The 17,360-nt window shown below is 68.0% G+C and carries 16 protein-coding genes; 9 read left to right on the top strand and 7 right to left on the bottom strand.

Annotated features, from left to right (window positions below; translation table 11 throughout):
• Positions 1-167: 167 nt before the first annotated feature.
• The 5 genes from QH196_RS27650 to QH196_RS27630 form a co-directional block, all read right to left on the bottom strand.
• Positions 168-1,127 carry a hypothetical protein gene (locus QH196_RS27650; protein ID WP_280418770.1) on the bottom strand — a complete coding sequence of 320 codons (960 nt, stop codon included), beginning with the start codon at positions 1,125-1,127 and terminating at the stop codon, positions 168-170.
• A gap of 12 nt (positions 1,128-1,139) precedes the next feature.
• Positions 1,140-1,586: a hypothetical protein gene (locus QH196_RS27645; protein WP_280418769.1), complete on the bottom strand. Its 447-nt coding sequence runs from the start codon at positions 1,584-1,586 to the stop codon at positions 1,140-1,142.
• A gap of 212 nt (positions 1,587-1,798) precedes the next feature.
• On the bottom strand, positions 1,799-2,215 hold the full coding sequence (locus QH196_RS27640; RefSeq protein WP_280418768.1) for an acyl-CoA thioesterase: 417 nt from the start codon (positions 2,213-2,215) through the stop codon (positions 1,799-1,801).
• Positions 2,216-2,237: 22 nt separating this feature from the next.
• The gene (locus QH196_RS27635; RefSeq protein ID WP_280418767.1) at positions 2,238-2,831 is read right to left on the bottom strand and encodes a TetR/AcrR family transcriptional regulator; all 594 of its coding nucleotides are present in this window, start codon (positions 2,829-2,831) and stop codon (positions 2,238-2,240) included.
• Positions 2,832-3,100: 269 nt separating this feature from the next.
• Complete coding sequence (locus QH196_RS27630) at positions 3,101-5,908, bottom strand: aconitate hydratase (RefSeq protein WP_280418766.1); 2,808 nt, start codon at positions 5,906-5,908, stop codon at positions 3,101-3,103.
• Between the two features lie 289 nt (positions 5,909-6,197).
• Between QH196_RS27630 and QH196_RS27625 the strand changes: the two genes are divergently transcribed.
• The 7 genes from QH196_RS27625 (at position 6,198) to QH196_RS27595 (ending at position 13,341) form a co-directional block, all read left to right on the top strand.
• Positions 6,198-6,887: a DUF6676 family protein gene (locus QH196_RS27625; protein ID WP_280418765.1), complete on the top strand. Its 690-nt coding sequence runs from the start codon at positions 6,198-6,200 to the stop codon at positions 6,885-6,887.
• A gap of 388 nt (positions 6,888-7,275) precedes the next feature.
• Complete coding sequence (locus QH196_RS27620) at positions 7,276-8,427, top strand: AAA family ATPase (RefSeq protein WP_432279566.1); 1,152 nt, start codon at positions 7,276-7,278, stop codon at positions 8,425-8,427.
• Positions 8,428-8,456: 29 nt separating this feature from the next.
• Complete coding sequence (locus tag QH196_RS27615) at positions 8,457-9,407, top strand: DUF58 domain-containing protein (protein ID WP_033246200.1); 951 nt, start codon at positions 8,457-8,459, stop codon at positions 9,405-9,407.
• A complete protein-coding gene (locus QH196_RS27610) occupies positions 9,404-10,405 on the top strand; it encodes a VWA domain-containing protein (protein WP_280418763.1) in 1,002 nt (333 codons plus the stop codon). The genes QH196_RS27615 and QH196_RS27610 overlap by 4 nt, the downstream gene beginning before the upstream one ends.
• A gap of 178 nt (positions 10,406-10,583) precedes the next feature.
• Entirely contained in the window at positions 10,584-11,300 is a 717-nt protein-coding gene (fabG1, locus tag QH196_RS27605) for a 3-oxoacyl-ACP reductase FabG1 (RefSeq protein ID WP_280418762.1), read from the top strand.
• Positions 11,301-11,415: 115 nt separating this feature from the next.
• Positions 11,416-12,249 (top strand): NADH-dependent enoyl-ACP reductase InhA, encoded by an 834-nt coding sequence (gene inhA, locus QH196_RS27600; protein WP_033246197.1) that lies wholly within the window; start codon positions 11,416-11,418, stop codon positions 12,247-12,249.
• Positions 12,250-12,273: 24 nt separating this feature from the next.
• Positions 12,274-13,341 carry a ferrochelatase gene (locus tag QH196_RS27595; protein ID WP_280418761.1) on the top strand — a complete coding sequence of 356 codons (1,068 nt, stop codon included), beginning with the start codon at positions 12,274-12,276 and terminating at the stop codon, positions 13,339-13,341.
• A gap of 466 nt (positions 13,342-13,807) precedes the next feature.
• On the opposite strand, the gene QH196_RS27590 is transcribed toward QH196_RS27595, so the two are convergent.
• Positions 13,808-14,623, bottom strand: a complete 816-nt coding sequence (locus QH196_RS27590; RefSeq protein WP_280418760.1) for a hypothetical protein — start codon at positions 14,621-14,623, stop codon at positions 13,808-13,810.
• A 64-nt stretch (positions 14,624-14,687) separates the two neighbouring features.
• Positions 14,688-15,515: a DUF3097 domain-containing protein gene (locus QH196_RS27585; RefSeq protein WP_280418759.1), complete on the bottom strand. Its 828-nt coding sequence runs from the start codon at positions 15,513-15,515 to the stop codon at positions 14,688-14,690.
• A 101-nt stretch (positions 15,516-15,616) separates the two neighbouring features.
• On the opposite strand from QH196_RS27585, the gene QH196_RS27580 reads away from it, so the two are divergent.
• Complete coding sequence (locus tag QH196_RS27580) at positions 15,617-16,048, top strand: NfeD family protein (RefSeq protein WP_033246193.1); 432 nt, start codon at positions 15,617-15,619, stop codon at positions 16,046-16,048.
• Complete coding sequence (locus tag QH196_RS27575) at positions 16,049-17,320, top strand: SPFH domain-containing protein (RefSeq protein ID WP_280418758.1); 1,272 nt, start codon at positions 16,049-16,051, stop codon at positions 17,318-17,320.
• Positions 17,321-17,360: the final 40 nt, after the last annotated feature.

Here is a 17,360-nt window from a genome sequence, read left to right as displayed (position 1 = left end):
GGTACCCCACAAATTGGCCGCCGGCTGCCCTTGGGCCCCCCCCCCCGGGGGGGGGGCCCAACCGTCCTAAACCCCCCAAACCCCCCCCTACCCCCCCCCCCCCCCCCCGTAATCCCCCCCGGGGGCCGCGCGGCCCGGTGTGCCGGGTCGAACCGGAGATGCCCGGGTCACCAGCCGGTCATAGCGCTGTCGCCGTGAGCCAGCAGACCGGCCAGACTGGCGAAGATCGGCAGCCCGGTCTTGATCTCGAGATAGGCGAACTGTCCCTGCGGGTTGACCTCGAGGAAATAGTGCTCGCCGTCGAGACCCACCCGCAGATCCAGCACGCCGAAGCAGAGTCCGAGGGCGCCCATCAGGGTGGCCAGCGATTTGCTGACCGCGGCCGGGAGCCGGGCGGGGGAGAAATCGACCGAAACGTCGAGCCGGGAGTCGACGCGCCCCGCACCTGCCCGGGAATCGATCCGGACCACCCACTCCTGTCCGTCCACCCAGACCACGCGCAGATCGCATTCGGGATCGATATACCGCTGGAAGATCGTCGGCGACCAGCGGATCGCACCGAGCCGGTCCAGATCGGCGGGTTCGACGAGCCGGGTCTCGGCGAATTCCGCCCGGGAGGTGCCGGTGCGTTTGAAAACGACCCGCCCCGCACTGTTTTCGATGAACTCCCGGGCCGCACCGGGATCGTTGGTGATCAGCGTGTCCGGGAGCGCACAGCCGGCCCGCCGGGCCGTATCCAGCTGGACGATCTTGCGGTGGGCGAGCCGATCGTGGCCGGGATCGTTGACCCACCGGGCCGGCAGCGACCACAGCAGGCCCTGCGCGAACCCATCGCATTCGGCCTGCCGATAGGCATCGTCGTCGGCGCGGACCCCGGCCGGGACCCGGCTGGGATGCGGGCGCCGCCACCACACGGCGCGGACGTCGTCGAGGCCGGGCAGGCCCGCCCATGAGCGCGCGCTCGCGGAAGCGTCGAGCCGGAAACTGCCCGTTTCCCGGGGGAAATCACGGAGGTCGAGCCGGAGGGCGGTGACGCCGTACCGTTCTCGCAGCGTCGCCTGCATGGCTGCGGCGTGCAGATCATCGGATTCGGAGACGATGAGGACCGACCCCTGCCGGGTGGTCATCGTGGTGGCCGCTCAGTCGAGACTGTCGCAGTGGATACCGTCGTCGCTGTTGTTGTACGACCGGGTCTGCGCGAAGGTGAATGTCGCCGGGTGGTGCGGAGGATCGGCGAGGTGTAGCCGCCGCGCCCAGGTGTCGGTGAGCCGGCGTAGCTGGGTATCGCCGAAGGCCGGTGACGGGGGTGCCGCCAGCGTCAGCGGCCGTTCGCCCACATCGATGCGCAGCCGGCGGGTGAAATCAGCAGTTGCGCCCGACCGGATATCGACCAGGACTGTGCCCGCGGGGGCGCCGGACCGTTCGTCGTGCTCGCGAATCCCGAGTACATCGCAGGGGGCGAACGTCCACGTCCCGTCCGCGACCCGGATCCGGACAGCGCCCTCGTCGTCGGCGAGGAGCACACCGGTGAGGGTGGCCACCGCATCGGATTGTGTTGTGCCGACGGGAGGCAGGACATCGGTCATCTGATTTCTCCGATCTAGCTCGCAATGTGCCACGACCCGAGCGCGTCCGGATCATAACGCCGCCGAGGGGCGGTGGCGGCCGATATCGCCGGAATTGCGTCCGCGGAAAGCCGATCTCGAGACCGGGGAATTTACCGGGACGGAAGTTTTCCGGAAACCGGGCAGAACGGCCCGGCGGCCGGAATATTTGCCGAATGCTTTCTCGGCGCCGTTCAGCCGCCCAGGAGTTCGGGCTTCTCGGCCAGTGCGCGCAAGCGTCCCGCCGGATCCGCGACCAACCGGCGGGCATCCAGATCCAGCACACCGCCGACGCCGACCACTTCGGCCGAGAGGGTGCCGTCGGCGCGGATCATCTCCTGCCGGATGCGATAGGTTTTGCCCGAACCCCATTCGAATTCGCAGCTCACCCGGACCTCGTCGCCGCTGCGCAGTTCGCGCCGGTATTTGATGGTGGTTTCCAGAATCACCGGTCCCAGCCGGGCGGCGACCAGTTTGTCCGCCTGAAGTCCCGCGGCCACCAGGCACTCCCAGCGGGCGTGTTCGGCGTACTGCAGGTAGACCGCCTGATTGACATGGCCCTGGACATCGAGTTCGTAACCGCGGACGGTGATGGGGACGGAGAAGGTCATATTTCTGCGAACTCGCCGCGGGTCACTGTTGTTCCGTCGGAGCCGGAGCTCCGGGGCGGCGTCGTACCGAGGCCTCGACCAGATCCAGGACTGCGGTGAGGTTTTCGTTCGTATGCCCCGAGGCGATCCGGGCGATCAGACCGTCCAGCACGAGGTCGAGGTACCCCAGCAGGACATCGGTGGGTACATCGTCGCGCAGCGCCCCGGCCGCCTTACGACGTTCCAGCCGGGCCAGCGTGGCCGCGGTGAGCTCGGCCGAACGCTGCGTCCAGCTCGACCGGAACTCGGGATCGGTGCGCAGCCGCCGGGCGATCTCCAGCCGGGTGCCCAGCCAGTTGTACTCCTGCGGATCGGCGAGCATATCCCGCATCACCTGCACGATGCCCTCGTTGGCCGCGACCTCGGCCATTCGCTCGTTGTCCTCCTGGGCGAGCGCCAGGAAGAGGGCGTCCTTATCGCGGAAATGATGGAAGATCGCGCCCCGGGACAGGCCGATGGCATCCTCCAGGCGGCGCACGGTGGCGCCGTCGTACCCGAACTCGGCGAAACAGCGGCGCGCGCCGTCGAGTATCTGTGTGCGCCGGGCGGCCAGATGATCGTCGCTGACCTTGGGCATGGACTCTCCTCCAGCGGGGGTGGATACGAAATGACGGGCGGTCGGTCACAGATACGCGCATCCCCGCCGCGGCCGAGACCGAGGCGGGGAATCCCGGTGTCCACTATGTGATCTCGCGTGAACCGTGCCGCATCCGGGTCCGGCGCGGCCGTCCGGCTCGCGGCCCGGGCCGGCCCGCGCACCCGGACCTCGCAACCGGATGAGCCGGTGGCCGGCTCACGAGATCGGGTGCGCGAGCCCGGTCGTCCCCGGGCTCGCGGTACCTGCGATCAGCTACGGATCATATTCCGCAGTACGTACTGCAGAATGCCGCCGTTGCGGTAGTAATCCGCCTCACCGGGGGTGTCGATACGGACCACCGCGTCGAACTCCACCTTCGACCCGTCCTCCTTGGTCGCCGTGACGTGGACGGTGGCCGGGGTGGTGCCCGAGTTGAGTTCTTCGATACCCGCGATATCGAAGACCTCGGTACCGGTCAGGCCCAGCGATTTCGCCGATTCGCCCTGCGGGAACTGCAGCGGGATCACACCCATACCGATCAGGTTCGACCGGTGGATACGCTCGAACGATTCGGTGATCACGGCCTTCACACCCAGCAGGCGGGTGCCCTTGGCGGCCCAGTCGCGCGACGAACCGGAGCCGTACTCCTTACCGCCCAGCACGACCAGCGGGATACCGGCCTTCTGGTAATTCTGCGAAGCGTCGTAGATGAACGCCTGCGGGCCGCCGTCCTGGGTGAAGTCGCGGGTGTAACCGCCCGAGACATCGTCGAGGAGCTGGTTGCGCAGCCGGATGTTGGCGAAGGTGCCGCGGATCATCACCTCGTGGTTACCGCGGCGCGAGCCCAGGGAGTTGTAGTCCTTGCGCGCCACGCCGTGCGAATCGAGGTAATCGGCGGCCGGGGTGCCCGGTTTGATGGCACCGGCGGGGGAGATGTGGTCGGTGGTGACCGAATCACCCAGCAGGGCCAGGACGCGGGCGCCCTTGATATCGGCGACGGGCTCCGGATCCATGCCCATACCGTCGAAATACGGCGCCTTGCGGACGTAGGTGGAATCGTCGCTCCACTCGAAGGTGTTGCCCTCCGGGGTGGGCAGGCTGCGCCACCGTTCGTCGCCCTTGAAGACATCGGCGTAGGACTTGGTGAACATTTCCTGGTTGATCGCCGACTTGATGGTGTCGTCGATCTCCTGCGCCGAGGGCCAGATGTCCTTCAGGAACACCGGATTGCCCTGAGTGTCCTTGCCCAGCGGATCGGTCTCGAAATCGAAGTCCATCGTGCCCGCGAGCGCGTAGGCGATGACCAGCGGCGGGGAAGCCAGGTAGTTCATCTTCACGTCGGGGGAGATACGGCCCTCGAAGTTGCGGTTACCCGACAGCACCGCGGTGACGGTGAGGTCGTTGTCGTTGACTGCCTGCGAGATCTCCTCCGGCAGCGGACCGGTGTTGCCGATGCAGGTGGTGCAGCCGTAGCCACCCAGGTGGAAGCCCAGCTTCTCCAGGTAGGGCCACAGACCGGCCTTCTCGTAGTAGTCGGTGACGACCTGCGAACCGGGGGCCATATTGGTCTTCACCCACGGCTTGCTGGTCAGGCCCTTCTCCACCGCGTTACGGGCCAGCAACGCGGCACCGATCATGACCGACGGGTTGGAGGTGTTGGTGCAGGAGGTGATACCCGCGACCGCGACCGCGCCGTGGTCGAGCACGAACTCACCGCGCTCCTCGGAGACCACCCGGATCGGCTTGGAGGGCCGGCCGTCGGCGCCACTCGCCGCGGAACTGACATCGACGGCCCCGTCGTCGGCGAAGCTGAGCATCGGCGCGGGATCGGAGGCCGGGAAGGTCTCCTCGACCGCCTCGTCCAGCTTGCTGTGCGGGGTCGGGTAGTCCTCTTCCACGTAGTTGTGGATGTCCTTGCGGAACGCGACCTTCGATTCGCTGAGCAGGATCCGGTCCTGAGGGCGCTTCGGGCCGGCGATGGAGGGCACCACGGTGCCCAGATCGAGCTCCAGGTACTCGGAGTAGGTGGGCTCCGAGGCCGGGTCGTGCCACATGCCCTGCTCTTTGGCGTAGGCCTCGACGAGCGCCAGCTGTTCGTCGCTACGGCCGGTGAGGCGCAGGTAGTTGATGGTTTCCTCGTCGATCGGGAAAATCGCCGCGGTGGAGCCGAACTCGGGGCTCATATTGCCCAGGGTGGCGCGGTTGGCCAGCGGCACCTCGGCCACGCCCTGTCCGTAGAACTCGACGAACTTGCCGACCACACCATGCTTGCGCAGCATTTCGGTGACGGTGAGCACCACGTCGGTGGCGGTGACGCCCGGCTGGATCTCACCGGTCAGCTTGAAGCCGACCACGCGCGGGATCAGCATGGAGACCGGCTGGCCGAGCATGGCGGCCTCGGCCTCGATCCCGCCGACGCCCCAGCCCAGCACGCCCAGACCGTTGACCATGGTGGTGTGCGAGTCGGTGCCGACGCAGGTGTCCGGGTAGGCCTGACCGTTGCGGACCATGACGGTGCGGGCCAGGTACTCGATATTGACCTGGTGCACGATACCGGTGCCCGGGGGGACGACCTTGAAATCGTCGAAGGCGCCCTGGCCCCAGCGCAGGAACTGGTAGCGCTCACCGTTTCGCTCGTATTCGAGTTCGACATTGCGCTCGAAGGCATCGGCGCGGCCGAACACGTCGAGGATGACGGAGTGGTCGATGACCATCTCGGCGGGGGAGAGGGGGTTGACCTTCTCCGGATCGCCACCCAGGGCGGCGACGGCCTCGCGCATGGTGGCCAGGTCGACCACGCAGGGCACACCGGTGAAGTCCTGCATCACCACGCGGGCGGGGGTGAACTGGATTTCGATACTGGGCTGGGCGTTGGGGTCCCAGTCGGCCAGCGCACGAATATGGTCGGCGGTGATGTTCGCGCCGTCCTCGGTGCGCAGCAGATTCTCGGCGAGGACCTTCAGTGCGTACGGGAGTTTCTCGGTGCCGGGCACGGCCGAGAGGCGGAAGATCTCGTAGGAGTTGCTTCCGACCTCGAGGTTGCCCTTGGCGCCGAAAGTATCGATACTTTTGGTCACGTCAGCTCCACTTGTCGGGTGTGGGCGCCGTCGGCGGGGCTGTGCCGGCGGCGGTACGTCTCTGGCATGAGGTGCCGGCCCGGGATGGTGCCGGTTCCCCGCGGTTCCCAACCCTAACAGTACGCTTGTCCTGTGAAATTTTCGGGGCGGCGCCCGGTCACCGCGGCCCGGCGTGGCAACCGTTCGGCGTGGCGGGTGTGCACCGACCGCCCCGTTGTCGCGTAATCTGCTCTCGAGCTGGACCGGATTGCCGGGGCGTGCCGTCGGGTACTCCCGGAATTCGTGCCCAGTGCTCGCTACCCCTGTCGCCTCGTCCGACGATGCGGCCTCGACCAAGACCGGATGGAAGATGACCGTCACCCACACTTCGGCCTTCTCCCTCAAGGCCACCAAGCTGCCGGACGAATTCGACACGGACACCATGGCGGAAGTCCGGGCCGATCTCGCCGACAACGGGGTGTCCACACCCGACGGAGACGACCAGAGCGAACTGGCCGCAATCGTGGCCGATGCGCGGGCGCACGGCATCGATCTGAGCATCGTGGTGATGCACGGCAACCCCGGCCACGATTCGGAACTGCGGGATCTGGCCACCGAGGTCGCCGGATTCCAGCACGGCACGGTCGCCGTCTTCAGCGACGACTGGATCGGCACCACCAGTGATTCGATCAGCCGCGTGCGGCTCGAATGGGCCGAGGACACGGCGAAGTTCAAAGGCGGTGACAGCGAGGAGGCCGCGCAGATCCTGGTGCACCGCCTCGAACAGACCCCGACGGTGAGCTGGACCGAGATCACCTCGGTGCTGCTGGCCGGGCTTGTCCTGGTGATCGGCGGGTTGTATTGGGTCAAGGCGCGCCGGCGCGACGATACGACGGCAGCGGATACCGCGCCGGCGTCCGATGCTGCGGCACCTGCGGAGGACTCCGAGGTTCCTTCCCGGGTCGCCGAAGAAGCCCTGCGCGAGCCGGCCTCGCGATAGGCGCCCTCGTCTGCCGCCGGCCGTGCCCGCAGTGCCGTTTCGGTCGGGGCCGGCCCGGCACCGCGCCGCTCGCCGGCACCGTGCGCCTGATGCCCGCGGGCCCGCAACGGACCCTGTGGTTCGCCCCCGGCGCCGCCGGCCCCGCCGTCCGGCCGATTGTGCAGGTTTCGGCGGCCGCTACGGCGGGCATCATGCCTTATCGGTACGTATGGTCGAGGGCGACGGGCGATGCCGGTGGCCGCGGCCACCGGGTGGACACCACCCGCCGGACCGGCGACCGCAGGTGAGGGCGGCGAAATCCGCGACAGTGGAGCCGGTTGCGGCGGATACGGTCATCACCTGGAATAGTTGTGACAGCACGCACAGGACCGAGGCGAAAGCGGGGATGTTGGTGACTTCGACGGACGGTGTCAAAGGGGCGGATTTGGCGAAAGAACCGCCGGCGCCTGCTTCGAGCACCCTCGAACGCGACGTCCAGACCCTGGAAAAAGCGATCTACGAGGTCAAGCGGGTAATAGTCGGGCAGGACCGGCTGGTCGAGCGGCTGCTGGTCGGCGTGCTCGCCCGCGGTCATGTGCTGCTGGAGGGCGTGCCCGGTATCGCCAAAACGCTGGCGGTGGAAACCTTCGCCAAGGTGGTCGGCGGGTCGTTCTCCCGCGTCCAGTTCACCCCCGACCTGGTCCCCACCGACCTCGTCGGCACCCGTATCTACCGCCAGGGGCGGGAAGAGTTCGATACCGAACTCGGCCCCGTGGTCGCCAACTTCGTCCTGGCCGACGAGATCAACCGCGCGCCCGCCAAGGTGCAGTCGGCGCTGCTCGAGGTGATGGCCGAACGGCATGTGTCGATCGGCGGTAAGACCTACCCCATGCCCGACCCGTTCCTGGTGATGGCCACCCAGAACCCGATCGAGAGCGAAGGCGTGTACCCGCTGCCGGAAGCGCAGCGCGACCGGTTCCTGTTCAAGATCGTGGTCGACTACCCCTCCGTCGAGGAGGAACGCGAGATCATCTACCGGATGGGTGTCGCGCCGCCGGAGCCAGGGCAGATCCTGGAGCCGCAGGAACTGCTGCGGTTGCAGAAACTGGCCGCGAGCACCTTTGTGCACCATGCGCTGGTGGACTATGTGGTCCGGGTGATCTCGGCGACCCGTGTCCCGGCCGAATTCGGTATGCACGATGTGGCGAACTGGATCTCCTACGGCGCCTCGCCCCGCGCCAGCCTCGGCATCATCGCGGCCGCCCGCGCGGTCGCGCTGATCCGCGGTCGCGACTATGTGGTTCCGCAGGACGTCCTCGAGGTCATCCCGGATGTGCTCCGGCATCGCCTGGTGCTCTCCTACGATGCGCTCGCCGACGAGATCAGCCCCGAGGATGTCATCCAGCGGGTCCTGCAAACCGTCGGCCTGCCGCAGGTGGCGCCGCAGGCGGTGGCGCCCGGTGCGCCGCCCGCCGCCGAGAACGGCAACGGCCGGCCGCCCGCTCCGCCGCAGCAGGCGCCCCAGGTGCCGCAGACCGCCGGCACGAACCAGCCCCAGTGACCCGGCCGGACCCCCGTGCCCGAGTGCCCATGGCAGATCACGCGCCACCCTCGTTCCGGTCGGGCGAACTGACCGACCCGCATCTGGCGGCCGCCCTGAAAACCCTGGAGCTCACGGTGCGCCGCCGGTTGGACGGCGTACTGCACGGCGATCATCTCGGCCTGATCCCCGGACCCGGTTCGGAACCGGGGGAGGCACGCGCCTACCAGCCCGGTGACGATGTCCGGCAGATGGACTGGTCGGTCACCGCCCGCACCACCCATCCGCATGTCCGGCAGATGATCGCCGACCGGGAACTGGAAACCTGGATGGTCGTGGACCTGTCCGCCAGCCTGGACTTCGGGACCGGCGCCTGTCAGAAACGCGATCTCGTGGTCGCCGCCGCGGCCGCGATCACCCATCTGACGATGGGGGGCGGTAACCGGGTCGGCGCCGTGGTGGCCACCGGCGAACAGTTGCGGCGCATTCCGGCGCGGAGCGGCCGCGTACACGCACAATCGCTGCTGCGCAGTATCGCCACCACGCCGCATCCGCGCGACGGGGTACGCGGTGATCTGCACGGCGCCATCGAATCGCTGCGCCGCCCGCAGCGTAAACGCGGCCTCGCGGTGGTGATCAGCGATTTCCTCGGGGATATCACGTGGCAGCGGTCGCTGCGCGCCATCTCCGCGCGCCATGAGCTGCTGGCCGTGGAGGTGCTCGATCCGCGCGATATGGCCCTGCCCGATATCGGTGACGTCGTCCTGCACGACCCGGAAACCGGGCGGACCCGCGAGTTCAGCGTGACGCCCCAGTTGCGCGCCGACTATGCGGCGGCCGCGCAGCGGCACCGGGAGGAGGTCGAGCAGACCCTGCGCAGCTGCGGCGCCCCCGTGATGACCTTGCAGACCGACCGGGACTGGATCGCCGATGTGGTCCGGTTCGTCTCCACCCGGCGCCACAGCCTCGGCGCCTCGACTTCGCGGGTGCCACGCCAGTGAGTATTTCGAATTTCGCCGCCCCGATCTGGCTCGGGTTCCTTGCCGTCATCCTGCTGCTCGCGCTGGCGTACCTGCTGGTCCAGCGCAGTAAACACCGCCATATGCTGCGATTCAGCAATATGGAGCAGCTCGAGAAGGTGGCGCCGAACCGGCCGGCCTTCTGGCGGCATATCCCGATCATCCTGGTGATCGTCGGCATGGTGTTCTCCACCATCGGCGCCGCCGGGCCGACCGCCGAGCAGAAGGTGCCCCGGAACCGGGCCACCGTCGTCCTCGTCATGGACGTCTCGCTGTCGATGGAAGCCACCGATGTGTCACCGAGCCGGCTCGAGGTCGCGCAGCAGGCGGCCAAGGATTTCGCCGAAGGTCTCACCCCGGGTATCAACCTCGGCCTGGTGACCTACGCGGGAACCGCCTCGGTACTCGTCTCGCCCACCACCGACCGCGGCTCGGTGAAGGCCGCCATCGACAACATCCGCCTCGCCGAACGCACGGCCACCGGTGAGGGGATCTTCACCGCCCTGCAGTCGATCGAAACCCTGGCCTCGGTCCTGGGAGGTTCGGAGACCCCGCCGCCGGCCCGGATCGTGCTGATGTCCGACGGTAAACAGACGGTCCCGGATTTCGAGGATTTCGACAATCCGCGGCACGAATTCGTGGCGGCCCGGCTGGCCAAGACCAAGAAGATCCCGGTGTCGACGATCTCGTTCGGCACCCAATGGGGTGTGGTCGAGATCCCGCGCGACGACGGGGGCGCCGATCAGGTCGAGGTACCGGTGGACGACGAGGCCATGCAGGAGATCGCGCAACTGTCCGGCGGGGAGTTCTATACGGCCTCCAGCCTGGAGGAACTCTCCGGCGTCTACGACACCCTCGAAGAACAGATCGGCTTCGAGATCACCCGCGGTGACGCGAGCCGGCCCTGGTGGCTGCTCGGCCTGCTGGCGACCCTCGCCGGTGTCGTGGTGGCCCTGCTGCTGCGCCAGCGGCTGCCGTAACCGGATCCTCCGGCCCTTCATCGGGGCCGGTGAGCACGCCGCCGAACGGGCCGGGTTCGATACCGAACCCGGCCCGTCGCCGTACCCCGGTTTTGTCCGAGACGCACAAGTACACCGGCGAAATATGGGGGGACGTCCCATGCGAGTGCTACCGGCGCCGCCAGGTAGGTTTGTCCCCATGTCGAACTTCACAGCACGCTCGGTTCTGGTGACCGGCGGCAACCGCGGGATCGGGCTCGCGGTGGCGCAGCGCCTGCACGCCGACGGCCACAAGGTGGCCGTCACCCATCGCGGTTCGGGCGCACCCGAGGGCCTGTTCGGAGTGAAATGCGATGTCACCGACAGCGAATCGGTGGATCGGGCTTTTTCCGAGGTCGAGGCGCAGCAGGGGCCGGTGGAAGTATTGGTCGCCAATGCGGGAATCACCGACGACACGCTGCTCATGCGGATGACCGAAGACCAGTTCACCAAGGTGGTCGATGCGAACCTGGCCGGTGCCTTCCGGTGCGCCAAGCGGGCCAACCGGGCCATGCTGCGCGCCCGCTGGGGCCGGATGATCTTCCTCGGTTCGGTGGTGGGTCTCGCGGGTCAGGCCGGACAGATCAACTACGCCGCCTCCAAGGCCGGTGTCGTCGGACTCGCGCGCTCGATCACCCGTGAGCTCGGCTCTCGGTCCATCACCGCCAATGTCGTCGCGCCCGGTTTCATCGAGACCGATATGACCAAGGATCTGCCGCAAGAAATGCGGGACATGGCCGAGAAGTTCATCCCGCTGCAGCGGGTCGGTAAACCCGAGGACGTCGCGGCCGTGGTCAGCTTCCTCGCGTCGCAGGATTCGGCCTACGTCTCCGGTGCGGTGATCCCGGTCGACGGTGGTATGGGTATGGGGCACTGACCCCGCGGGTCACCGAACACATCTCGACAGCAGCGCCGACGGTACCGTGAGCGCGGCCGGCGCCGGCGGTCGAGCGCGTTACACAACACCACACATCAGGGAGAACCGAGAACTCATGGGCGGATTGCTCGAAGGCAAGACGATCCTCGTCACCGGCATCATCACCGATGCCTCGATCGCGTTCCACGCGGCGGCGATCGCACAGAAGGAAGGGGCCCGGGTGATCATCACGGGCCTCACCGAGCGCCTGCGGTTGATCGACCGGATCGCCAAGCGGCTGCCCGAGGAGGTGCCGCCGGCCATCGGGCTCGATGTCACCAACCAGGAGGATCTGGACAAACTGCCCGACGAGCTGCGTCGCCTCGCCCCCGAGGGGATCGACGGTGTGCTGCATTCGATCGCCTTCGCCCCGAAAACGCTGATGGGCCCGGATGCCGTGCCGTTCCTGGAGGGCCCGAGCGCGGATGCGGCGAAATCCTTCGAGATCTCGGCGTGGAGCTATGCGGCGCTGGCGCGGGCGGTACTGCCGGTGATGAACGAACGCGGGTCGATCGTCGGCATGGATTTCGATCCCCGGACCGCCATGCCGTACTACAACTGGATGGGTGTGGCCAAGGCCGCACTGGAATCGGTGAACCGGTACGTGGCGCGTGAGGTCGGGTACGCGAAGCAGATCCGATCCAACCTGATCGCCGCCGGCCCGGTGAAAACCCTTGCCGCCAAGGCGATCGCCGGAACCGCGACCGATGACGCCAAACAGCTCAAGCAGCTGGATACCTACTGGGACGGCGCGTCCCCGATCGGCTGGGACGGCGGCGCCGAAGTGGTCGGCAAATCGATCGTGGCGCTGCTGTCGGATTGGCTGCCCGCGACCACCGGATCGATCGTCTACGTCGATGGTGGGGCCAGCCACAACACCTGGTTCCCCGAGAACATGCCGCTGGACTGATCACCGGACCTGTAAGGAGGCGCCGTGGCCCGCGCGGCCGACGCACTGCTACTGCTGTCCTTCGGTGGCCCCGAGGGACCCGAGGATGTGCTGCCGTTCCTGGAGAACGTCACCCGCGGTCGCGGCGTACCACCCGAACGCCTGACCGAGGTCGCCGAGCATTATCTGCACTTCGGCGGGGTGTCGCCGATCAATGCCTGCAACCGCGCGATCATCACCGCGGTGGAGGCCGAACTGGCGCGTACCGGGTTCGATCTGCCCGTCTACTTCGGCAACCGGAACTGGCACCCGATGGTCGAGGACACGCTGGCGCGGATGGCCGCCGACGGGGTGCGTTCGGCCCTCGTGTTCCCGACCTCGGCCTGGGGCGGTTACTCGGGGTGCCGGCAGTACGATGAGGACATCACCAGGGCCCGGGCGGCGGTGGGCCCGGACGCGCCGGAAATGGTGAAGCTCCGGCAGTATTTCGATCATCCACTGCTGATCGCCGCCTTCGCGGACGCGATACACGCTGCGCGGGAGACACTTCCGGCCGGGCAGGCCGAGAACGCCCGGCTCGTGTTCACCGCGCATTCGGTGCCGACCGCCGCCGACAACGCGGCCGGACCGCCTGCCGACGGCGGTAATCTCTACAGTCGGCAGGTGGCCGAGGCTGCGCGGTTATGTGCCGCCGCAACAGGTTTCGGCGATTACGACATGGTATGGCAATCGCGGTCCGGGCCACCGCGGGTCCCATGGCTCGAACCCGATATCGTCGATCACCTGGAAACCTTGCCGGACAAGGGATTCGACGCCGTGATCATCTGCCCGGTGGGTTTCGTCTCCGATCATCTCGAAGTGATCTGGGATCTCGACAACGAAGCCGCCACGAAGGCGGGCGAACTCGGGATCGCATTCGCCCGCGCGGCAACGCCGGGTACCGACCATCGATTCGCCGAGATGGTGGCCGAGTTGATCGCCGAGCAACTGCGCGAAACACCGGCGCGACGTCTCGGTGAGGTGCCGGGTTACGGGTGTACGGTCGACGGCGCGCTGTGTGCCGTCGGCTGTTGCGAACCGGTGCGGCGTCCCAGCGGTCGCCGGCCGGCCTGATCCCGGAGGCGCCGTGGCGTGCCTCACCGCGTCGCGGGCGCACCACCGCTTCGTCGACGTCGAAGACCGGGCCCGCCGGCCGGCGGCGATAGCAGACCGTGCCGGGGCGGGCGGCTGACCGCGTGCGGAACCCTCTCAGGGCACGATGACCGGCACGTGGTCGCTGCGTCTCCCTCGCAGGACAAGGCCCGTTCTGCGTGCGAGCGGGGGCATCCGGTCGGCCGTCCTGTCGTGATCAGGACCCGACGGTGATCGGTGCACCGCACCCGGGCCGTCAGGTGGGCGGTCGGTTCCGCTACGCCCAGCAGGGAGGTCGTCGCCGCGCCGACCGGTGGTCAGGGGGCCGGTCGGTCCGTTCAGACCAGGGGGTGGACCGATGGTGATCGGGGCGCTCTGTGTGGACGAGTCGGCTCGGGGTACCGGAGCGCCCGGTGGCGACCCGGGGCCGGACCGTCGCGGGGCCGGCTCAGCGCGTCTGGGGAGCTGCCGTGTGCACGGCGACCAGGCGTGCGGCGCGAAGCGCATCCCACAGGGGGCGCAGCAAGGATTCCTGGGCCGTGGCGGCGGTGGCCGAGGTGGGTGCGGAGGCGGGCTCGCGCTGGGCGACGGTGAGGATCGCCGCCACATGGTCGGCGGTGTCGAGGATGCGTTTGGCCCGCAGCGGCACGTACTCGGGGTAGGTGTGGCGGGAGTAGTCGGCCAGTTCGGCCTCGATGAGTTCGCGCGGATCCGCGTCGCCGCCGCCGAGGCCGGTGGTGTGCAGCCGCATGAGCGCGTCGGCGGCATCGCGGACGGCTTCGCGCATCGCGTACTCGGCCTCACCCAGCGACATATCGGGGCCCGCGGCGGGCGGCATCGGGACGGCGTAGACCGTCCACTGCAGGGTCGAATCATCCTCGTGATACGGGATGAGCCCGGTGCCCTCCGCGCCCGGAACTCCGATGAGAATTCCCTCACCCGCCTCGATCGCATCGCTGGCGAACGCGGTCCCCACCGGCAACCCGCGGACATCGCCCGGTACCGGCAGCACCAGCCGCAGCTCCGCACCGGGTGCGGCCAGTGCCTGCCGAATCATCTTGAGCAACGGCATAACCGCTGTCGCGGCGGTCTCCCCGAGTGCGGTCCACGGCAGGTCGGTGCGCCCACCGGTCACCGGATCACCGGCGGACAGCGTGTGCCGCGGGGCCCAGGCGTGCAATGCCTCGAGAACGTCGTCGGGCGCGCTGCGACCCGCGAGCCACGAACCGGCCCACAGCGTGAGGGTGGCACTGGGAGAGCACATAATCATCGAGCATAAAGGGTGCCGGCAGTCGGCGGGCAGCGTCTGCGCAGGCTGTCGGCACGCGTTAGAATTGTTGCCCCGGTTCGGTGACGAAATCGATCAGCCGTTCCACCGCGCCCAGTAGTGGCGCCTCCAGATCCCGGAACGAATTCACCGCCGAATACACCCGCCGCCAGCCGTCCTGCGGTGTGCCCCAGCCCAGTCGGCTGCAGACACCGGTTTTCCAGTCCTCGTTGCGGGGCACGCGCGGCCACTCCGGTATTCCGACGGCTGCCGGTTTCACCGCCTGCCAGATATCGACGAAAGGATGCCCGGTGACGAGAACGAATTCACCGAGCCCGGTGGTGAGATGGGTTTCCTTGGACCCGGTCACCAGATGATCCACGAGCACACCGACCCGCTTACCGGGTCCGGGGCCGAATTCGGCCAATCGCGCAGCGAGATTGTCCAGTCCCTCCAAATGCTCCACCACCACGCCCTCGACCCGCAGGTCGTGACCCCAGACCTGCTCCACCAACGCGGCATCGTGCACACCTTCCACCCAGATCCGGCTCGGCGCGGCAACTTTCGCGCGCAAGCCCTCCACCCGGGTCGAACCGGAGGCCGAACGGGCGGGTTTCGCGGGCGCCGATTTCGCCGGCCGCCGCAACGTCACGGGCTTGCCGTCGATGAGGAAAGCCGCTTCGCGCAACGCGAAAAGGCGTACCGCGCCGCGGGCATCCGCCAATTTCACGAAATCGCCGTCGTACGTGCGGTCGAACCCGACCACCGCGCCGCAGAAACCGCTGGCCGCGTCCTCCACCACGAGTTCGGGTTCCGCCACGACCTGGGCAACGGTGCGTTTCGCGGTGCGCGGATGGCCGGAAAAGATATCGCCGTATCGATCGCTCACCGGCCCGAAAGTAGCGTATCGGCGGATTCTGCGGCGGCTACCGGGGCGGGGTGTCGCCATCCGGCCCCCGGGCGAGGGAATATCCCACTAGGCTGGGCGGCGTGGCCGCTATTGTCTGGCTGGTCGCCGGTGTGCTGCTGGCGGCTGCCGAGATGTTCGTCGGTGAACTGACGCTGCTGATGCTCGGTTCCGCCGCGTTGCTGACCGCGGGGGTGAGCTTCCTGACCGACGCCCCCGTCGTCGTGGATGCGGTGGTTTTCGCGGTCTCGGCGGTGGTGCTGCTGCTCGGTGTCCGGCCGACGCTGTTGCGGCGCTTCGGAACTCCGCCGCCGACACCGACCAATGTGGACGCCCTGACCGGTAAGACCGCGCTGGTGCTCGAGCCGGTCGGTGAACACGACGGCCGGGTGAAGCTGAGCGGCGAAGTGTGGAGCGCCCGGTCCCTGGACCCGGGGGAGGAGTACCCGGAGGGCGCGACCGTATACGTGATGAAGATCGACGGGGCGACCGCTGTCGTCTGGAAGGGCCCGTAAATGGCTGCATTGATACTCGTCGCCGCACTGGTGGTGCTGGCGGCGGTGGTGGTGTTCAAGTCGATTGCCCTGGTGCCACAGGCCGAGGCCGCGGTGATCGAACGACTCGGCCGGTATTCGCGGACGGCGTCGGGGCAGCTGACGTTCCTGGTGCCGTTCGTCGACCGGATCCGCGCCAAGGTCGACCTGCGCGAGCGCGTGGTGTCCTTCCCGCCGCAACCGGTGATCACCCAGGACAATCTCACCCTGCAGATCGATTCGGTGGTGTACTTCCAGGTCATGCAGCCGCAGGCGGCGGTGTACGAGATCTCCAACTACATCGCCGCGGTCGAACAGCTCACCGTGACCACGCTGCGCAATGTGGTCGGCGGAATGACCCTGGAGGAGACCCTGACCTCCCGCGACCAGATCAACAGCCAGCTGCGCGGGGTGCTCGACGAAGCGACCGGCCGCTGGGGCCTGCGGGTGGCCCGGGTGGAGCTGAAGGCCATCGATCCGCCGCCGTCGATCCAGGAGTCGATGGAGAAGCAGATGAAGGCGGACCGGGAGAAGCGGGCCATGATCCTCACCGCCGAGGGCAACCGGGAATCGCAGATCAAAACCGCCGAGGGCGCCAAGCAGTCGCAGATCCTCTCCGCCGAGGGGGCGAAACAGTCGGCGATCCTGTCCGCCGAGGGTGAGCGGCAGAGCCGAATCCTGCGGGCCCAGGGTGAGCGCGCCGCCTCCTATCTGCAGGCGCAGGGACAGGCCAAGGCGATCGAGAAGGTTTTCGCCGCGATCAAATCGGGCAAACCCACCCCCGAGCTGCTGGCCTACCAGTACATGCAGACCCTGCCCATGGTCGCCCGGGGCGATGCGAACAAGGTCTGGCTGGTGCCGAGCGATTTCGGGAAGGCACTGGAGGGTTTCGCGAAGAATTTCGCCACCAAGGGCGAGGACGGTGTCTTCCGGTACGAACCCCCGGCCGAGGACGAGACCGCGGGCAAATTGGATGACGATGCCGACGAGGTCGCGGACTGGTTCGATACGAGTACCGATCCTGCTGTCGAGCGTGCGGTCCGCGCCGCCGAGTCCGTGGCGCGGACGCCGGTGGATACGGCAGCGCCTGTGAACACCGCAAAACCGGATCCGCAGCCCGTGCCGCGGCAGCAACAGCCGCCGCAAGCGGTTATGCCGCCGCAGCCGGATCCCGCGTACGGAATGCAACCACAGCAGCCGGGGATACCTCCGCAGGAGTATCACCAGCAGCCGCGGCCACCACACCAGCAGTAGCCGCGCGGTCTGCGGGCGAGTAGTTGAGGCAGCCGCGGCC

Source organism: Nocardia carnea (assembly GCF_029868325.1).
In the GTDB taxonomy this organism is placed as follows: Bacteria; Actinomycetota; Actinomycetes; order Mycobacteriales; family Mycobacteriaceae; genus Nocardia; species Nocardia carnea_C.
The sequence above is the reverse complement of the archived record's forward strand: the minus strand, read 5'-3'. Positions and strand labels throughout refer to the sequence as shown.